We start from the raw sequence: 5760 nt of genomic DNA on the forward strand, positions 1-5760 counted from the left end.
TTTTTGTCGGAAGTCATTGCTATAGGGGGCGGGCATTGAAATAGGCAGAAAAGACATGGTCCTATTTTGTCCTAACTAGCTCCTCAATTGCTATAGTAGCTAGTACCAACCCCTGCCCTTGCGGATATTACACCGATCCAATTCAAGCTTGCACTTGTTCACCGAGGCAAAGGGAGACCTATTGGGCTAAATTGTCTGGCCCTTTAATGGATCGAATTGATCTGCAAGTAGCGGTCAATCGGCTTAAGCCAGAAGAGATTACTCAGCAGGTTGAAGGTGAGCCATCAGCACCGATTTTGGAGCGTGTACAATCGGCTCGCAATACTGCGACTCAAAGATTTAAGACAGAACATAATTTACACTGCAATGCTCAAATGAATAGTCAGCAACTGCGGCGTTGGTGTCAGTTGAATGATGCAACGCGCCAATTATTGGAAACGGCTATTCAGCGTTTAGGACTATCCGCTAGAGCAACGGACCGAATCCTGAAAGTTGCTAGAACAATTGCGGATCTGGCCAATTCACCGAGTCTGGAAGCACCCCATGTAGCGGAAGCAATTCAATATCGTACGATTGATCGACTTCAGTAGGGATGGCAATCCATTCCGTTCCAATGGGGGCTTAGTCTACATCTTGGGCATCCATCTCCAACCAATCAGGAAGATCTTCCAAATGCAGTTTATCGTAAGTCGCTAAGGTTTCTCGATCATGGATGGAGGGGTGGCGAGGTGAATCTAGGGGATCAGGTTTGGCCTCATCAATGCTGGGAGAAGACTCTGAAGGAACAGGTGGTGCTGACTGTTGAGTAAGTGCTTTACTACCCTGCGGCTCAGGTGGAGTGGCGGAATGATCTTGATTTAACGAGGGCTTGAGGCTGCGTCGCGGATCAGTCTGCTTTTGCGGTTGAGGGTGTGGTTTTGCCAGTGATACGGATGGGGACTGAGCTGCAGTGTTGACCTCTTTAAGATGATCAACTGCTTTTTGCCTTGCTTTTTCGACTTCCTGCTTGGCTAAGGTGCGATGGGGTAGAATCACATTCTGAAAGAGAAATTCAATAGTTTGGGATTTAAGCCAACCTCTAGACACTAAAATTTCCCCAAAGCGCATACCGGTAAGTTCTTGGTCAGACAAAACGACTTCTACTTGAGCAGGAGACAACAATCCAGCATCCATAAGATATCCCCCAATCCGTTTGCTATCAGGATAATGAGACGCCATAGCCCGACGATGCATGGATAGATATTGCTCCGATTTGGCAGAGCGAAGATGGGGCTGCATGTTTTGTTTTTTGCCCTTTTTTGATGAAGAGGGCTGTTTCGTCTCTGTTTTCTGAAGCCAAACCAGCATATCTAAGGGGTATATCTGTTGTTCATAACCCGCAGTTTTAATGGTTAGGGTGCCATGTTCGCAAACAATATCGCGAATAGGGTACCAAATGCCGCGATGCAAAAATAATAAGCTCATTAATGCAAGCTGTTTATCGTTTTTTTTATAGCTCCACCATGTTTGTAATAAGTCTAAAGAATCGGTAAAACAGACCTGATAATGGTCTGGAATTTCAATCGGTTCGTACTCGTAAAAACCTGCGATTTTAGATTGACGAATGGGCAGACATTTTTGGGCAATCATTGCTTCATGCAATTGGGGCCAGAAGCTAGATTTAAAGCGAATGGAAGTAAAGCGTTTTTCACCTGCTAACTTGGCGGTTGCGACTAATCCTTCTGTTTTAGCGAGAAGCTGTAGCGTGTCGCTAATGGGCTCGACTCTTAGATCTGAGTTAGAGAGCAATGTGGGTTGACCCGATAGATAACTTGATACAAATCTTTGTAAGAGTTCTAGGTCATCCATAAAAATTAAATGCTGAATTTTGGCGAAGATGGCAGACTTGTTCTCATGATAATCGTTTAATTGCACCTCTCGCCATAGGAAAGATTTAGGCCGTTTTGGGTTGTGTCGGGAGTCCGGCTGGAATAGAGGCGATGAGTTTGCGGGTATATTCGGCTTGCGGGTGACAATAAATTTGGTCGGCAGCGCCTATTTCTTCCAGCTTGCCCCGATTCATTACCATGATGCGATCGCTCATAAATTTCACTACGCTTAAATCATGAGAAATAAAGATATAGGTTAGATCAAATTCTCGCTGAAGTTCTTTTAATAAGTTCAACACCTGAGCTTGAACAGAGACATCTAGGGCGGAGACGGACTCATCACAAATGATAAATTTAGGATTTAAAGCTAAAGCGCGAGCGATACAGATCCGCTGTCGCTGACCGCCTGAGAATTCATGGGGATATCGGCTCATATCATTGGGTGTCAGTCCGACTCGTTCTAACAGATAGGCGGCGCGATCGCGCGGTGTATTGCCCCCTTGCTCAGCGGCGATCCGATCGGTTATCCCCCCCGCAATCCGCATGGGTTCCATAATGGCAGTGCCCACATTCATGCGCGGATCGAGGGAGCTGTAGGGGTCTTGGAAAATAATTTGTAAGTTTTGTCGCAGTTTCCGTAGATGGCGGCCTCTGAGTTGGGTAATATCTCGTCCGTTATACAAGATATTGCCGCTGGTGGGCTTAATTAGGCGAACCAGTGTGCGGCCTAGGGTTGTTTTGCCACAACCCGATTCCCCGACTAGTCCCAGGGTTTCACCCGGATAGACATCAAAGGAGACGTTATTGACGGCAGTGACATAGCGGACCGTTTTGCCGAACATCCCTTTGACGGGGAAGAACACTTGCAGGTTCTGAACCCTGAGTAAGGGTGGTTGTTGCGTTAAGGTTTCGAGTCGGTCCTGCATGTCTGACTCAGACATTTCTGGCTGTGCGGGAGACAGGGGTGCATCTGTGATCGGCGGATCGGTAACAGGATCAAGGTCTTGTGTTTCAGATGGTTCAGATGCCATAAAATCAGCAACCGTCGGCAAGCGTTTCAATCGCTGATCGGGACGGGGACGACAGGCTAATAGTCCTCTGGTGTAGGGATGTTGAGGATTTTCAAAAATCTCCTGGGCAGTCCCCGTTTCCACCACTTGACCTTGATACATTACGGCAACGGTATCTGCGAGTTCTGCCACAATCCCTAGGTCATGGGTAACAAAAATAATTGACATTTGTCTGCGATCGCGCAGCTCTCGCAACAAATCCAAAATCGTGGCTTGTACTGTCACATCTAAAGCAGTCGTGGGTTCATCCGCGATTAAAATGGCTGGATTAGAGGCAATCGCCATTGCAATCATCACTCGTTGAATTTGCCCACCTGAGAGTTGGTGAGGGTAACGATTCAGATAGGAGCGCTTTTGACGATTAACCTGCTTCTGCAGCTCAGTCTCACTCAGAGATGCACTCTCTTTACCAGCGGTCTCTAATACCATTTGCTGAAGTTCTGCATCGGGTGGAATCAACTTCACTTCTTGGAGTAGAGCCATGGCACGCCGTCGAGCGGCTGCAGCCGACAGATCATCATGTAAACGCAGCGCTTCGACAATTTGAAACCCACAGGTATACACCGGATTCAGAGAACTCATGGGCTCTTGGAAGATCATGGAGATTTGGCTACCCCGATAGGCTTGCATGGCGCTGATTGGCAGCTGTAGCAAATCGACTGGATTGGATTGTTCATTATTGGCGTCGGCTGTGTCTGGAGATGCTCCTTGGAACCAGATTTCACCCTCAACAATCTGACCTGGAGGTGTCGGAACTAAGCGCATCACAGATAAGGATGTGACGGATTTCCCTGAACCAGACTCTCCCACAATCCCCAACGTTTGTCCCCGGGGCAAGGTGAGGGATACACCATCTACTGCATTTACCCGTTGTCCTTCCGTTTGGAATTGCACGCGAAGGTTCCGGATCTGGAGGATTGGATCGGTCATAAAACAGCTTGCCCAGGGGGTGGAGAATCTTAACCGTGATTTTAGCAAGCCTTCTGGGGAATCAGAAGTATTGTTCAGCGGGCATGGGACTGTTGGACGGGCAAGGATGTCTTCCTTCTGAATTCCTGCTACCCTGATAACACCATTTGCTTTGGCAAGTATTTTATTGAGGGAGAACGATACCTGTGGCTCACACCATTGTTACCGATGTTTGTGAAGGCATTGCCGATTGCGTGGATGCCTGTCCTGTCGCCTGTATCCACGAAGGACCCGGTAAAAACGTGATGGGTACTGACTGGTATTGGATTGACTTTTCTACCTGTATTGACTGTGGCATTTGTCTGCAAGTATGCCCAGTAGATGGAGCCATCCTGGCTGAGGAACGGGCCGATTTACAGAAAACGCCTTCCTAACTTTGGAGCATCATGACCGATTCTGTGATGCCCACTGCTGAACCAGAAATACTGCTGCAAGTTGAGAATGTTTTTGCAGGGTATGTACCCGGCTTAGATATTTTGCAAGGCATTAATCTCAAGCTTTTTGCCGGGGAAATTGTTGCCATTATCGGCCCGAATGGTGCTGGTAAATCGACCTTGGCAAAAGCAGTGTGTGGCCTGTTGACTCCCCATACAGGCACCATTCATTGGAGAGGTCAAGATATTGCAGGTCGTAAACCCAATGAAATTGTAACTTTGGGGGTGTGCTACGTTCCTCAATTAGCCAATGTCTTCCGCTCCCTCACGGTGGAAGAGAATCTAGAGATGGGGGCATTTATTCGCGATATTCCTTTGGGGGATCTGAAGTCTAAAATTTTTACGACCTTTCCTAGGCTGGCTGATCGCCGTCGTCAGCAGGCGGGAACCCTCTCTGGTGGGGAACGCCAAATGTTGGCGATGGGAAGAGCCATGATGCTCGAACCGGGCCTTTTAATCCTAGATGAGCCGTCTGCTGCCCTGTCTCCTATTTTGGTGGATGATATTTTGACCAAAATTAAAGAAATCAATGCTCAAGGCACAGCCATTGTCCTAGTGGAGCAGAATGCCCGCAAAGCGCTGGCGATGTCCGATCGCGGATATGTCCTCGATTCGGGGCGCGATCGCTTTGAAGGTCCTGGCCCACAACTGTTGGATGATCCCAATGTGGGGGCGTTGTACCTGGGTGGACATGCTGCAACTTAAAGTGCGACTGTCCGCTCTATATGCTGCCATTATTCTTCTGGTGGGGCGTCTTGGAAACTTCTGACTGCCTCCCCAAAGAAGGTCTGATCAGCGGAAGGAGAGGGAGAGAATAATGGGCGATCTAAGACTAAGGGTTCAGTTCTCGGTGCTAAGCCCAACAGAGTTCTAACGGGCTCATCCAGTTGTTCAAAGCTCATCTTGCCGTTCTGATTCAAGACGACTTGGCCGGTCGCATCTACCAATACAAATTGGGGGACAAACTGGCCATTGTAGTAGTAGCGGGCATCCGTTGGATCATCGGTGCTCTGAGCTTTAATGGCATCCACCATGATGGGCATCAGGTTCAGTTGCCGCTTGTACTCCGCTTGCAGTTGAGTCAAGACCAAGGCATTTTGTTTGCACTCTTGACTATCGTCTGTGTAAAACATGATCAAGGTGGGAATTTCCTTTTGGATGGCTGCCGCTAAGCTGACTTTGGGCGGCACCAAAGCGGCATTGCTGGCATAGAGGATAAAAATATTGCCGTCAAATTCGTCGTCATAAATGCCTGCGATCGCATCTTGAGACGGTATCATCCCAAACCCACACAGCAAAAAAACTAAGATCAGCACACTGATACAACGCTGACCGATACGACGCCAGCTCGGACGAGTCCCTACGCCAAAAATCATGATTTAAATGTCTCCAGTAGCAAACGAATTAACCCGCCAAAGC

Annotated in this window: 5 protein-coding genes and 1 pseudogene; 3 read left to right on the plus strand and 3 right to left on the minus strand. The window is 48.1% G+C overall.

What is annotated here, in order from left to right; genetic code table 11:
* Positions 1 to 92: 92 nt before the first annotated feature.
* Positions 93 to 590 (plus strand): annotated as a pseudogene (locus Q0991_RS01175) (ATP-binding protein); the annotation flags it as partial.
* Positions 591 to 621: 31 nt separating this feature from the next.
* Here the strand turns inward: Q0991_RS01175 and Q0991_RS01180 are convergent.
* Both Q0991_RS01180 and Q0991_RS01185 read right to left on the minus strand, forming a co-directional pair.
* Positions 622 to 1914 (minus strand): hypothetical protein, encoded by a 1293-nt coding sequence (locus tag Q0991_RS01180; RefSeq protein WP_299484705.1) that lies wholly within the window; start codon positions 1912 to 1914, stop codon positions 622 to 624.
* A 19-nt stretch (positions 1915 to 1933) separates the two neighbouring features.
* The gene (locus Q0991_RS01185) at positions 1934 to 3868 is read right to left on the minus strand and encodes an ABC transporter ATP-binding protein (RefSeq protein WP_299484707.1); all 1935 of its coding nucleotides are present in this window, start codon (positions 3866 to 3868) and stop codon (positions 1934 to 1936) included.
* A gap of 185 nt (positions 3869 to 4053) precedes the next feature.
* On the opposite strand from Q0991_RS01185, the gene Q0991_RS01190 reads away from it, so the two are divergent.
* Both Q0991_RS01190 and Q0991_RS01195 read left to right on the plus strand, forming a co-directional pair.
* A complete protein-coding gene (locus Q0991_RS01190; RefSeq protein ID WP_299484709.1) occupies positions 4054 to 4281 on the plus strand; it encodes a ferredoxin family protein in 228 nt (75 codons plus the stop codon).
* Between the two features lie 12 nt (positions 4282 to 4293).
* Positions 4294 to 5046, plus strand: coding sequence for an ABC transporter ATP-binding protein (locus tag Q0991_RS01195; RefSeq protein WP_299484711.1), 753 nt, complete (start codon positions 4294 to 4296; stop codon positions 5044 to 5046).
* Positions 5047 to 5075: 29 nt separating this feature from the next.
* Here the strand turns inward: Q0991_RS01195 and Q0991_RS01200 are convergent, their stop codons facing one another.
* Positions 5076 to 5717 (minus strand): thylakoid membrane photosystem I accumulation factor, encoded by a 642-nt coding sequence (locus tag Q0991_RS01200; RefSeq protein WP_299484712.1) that lies wholly within the window; start codon positions 5715 to 5717, stop codon positions 5076 to 5078.
* Positions 5718 to 5760: the final 43 nt, after the last annotated feature.

Origin of the sequence: Acaryochloris sp. IP29b_bin.137, from assembly GCF_028285745.1 — a bacterium.
GTDB lineage: Bacteria > Cyanobacteriota > Cyanobacteriia > Thermosynechococcales > Thermosynechococcaceae > Acaryochloris.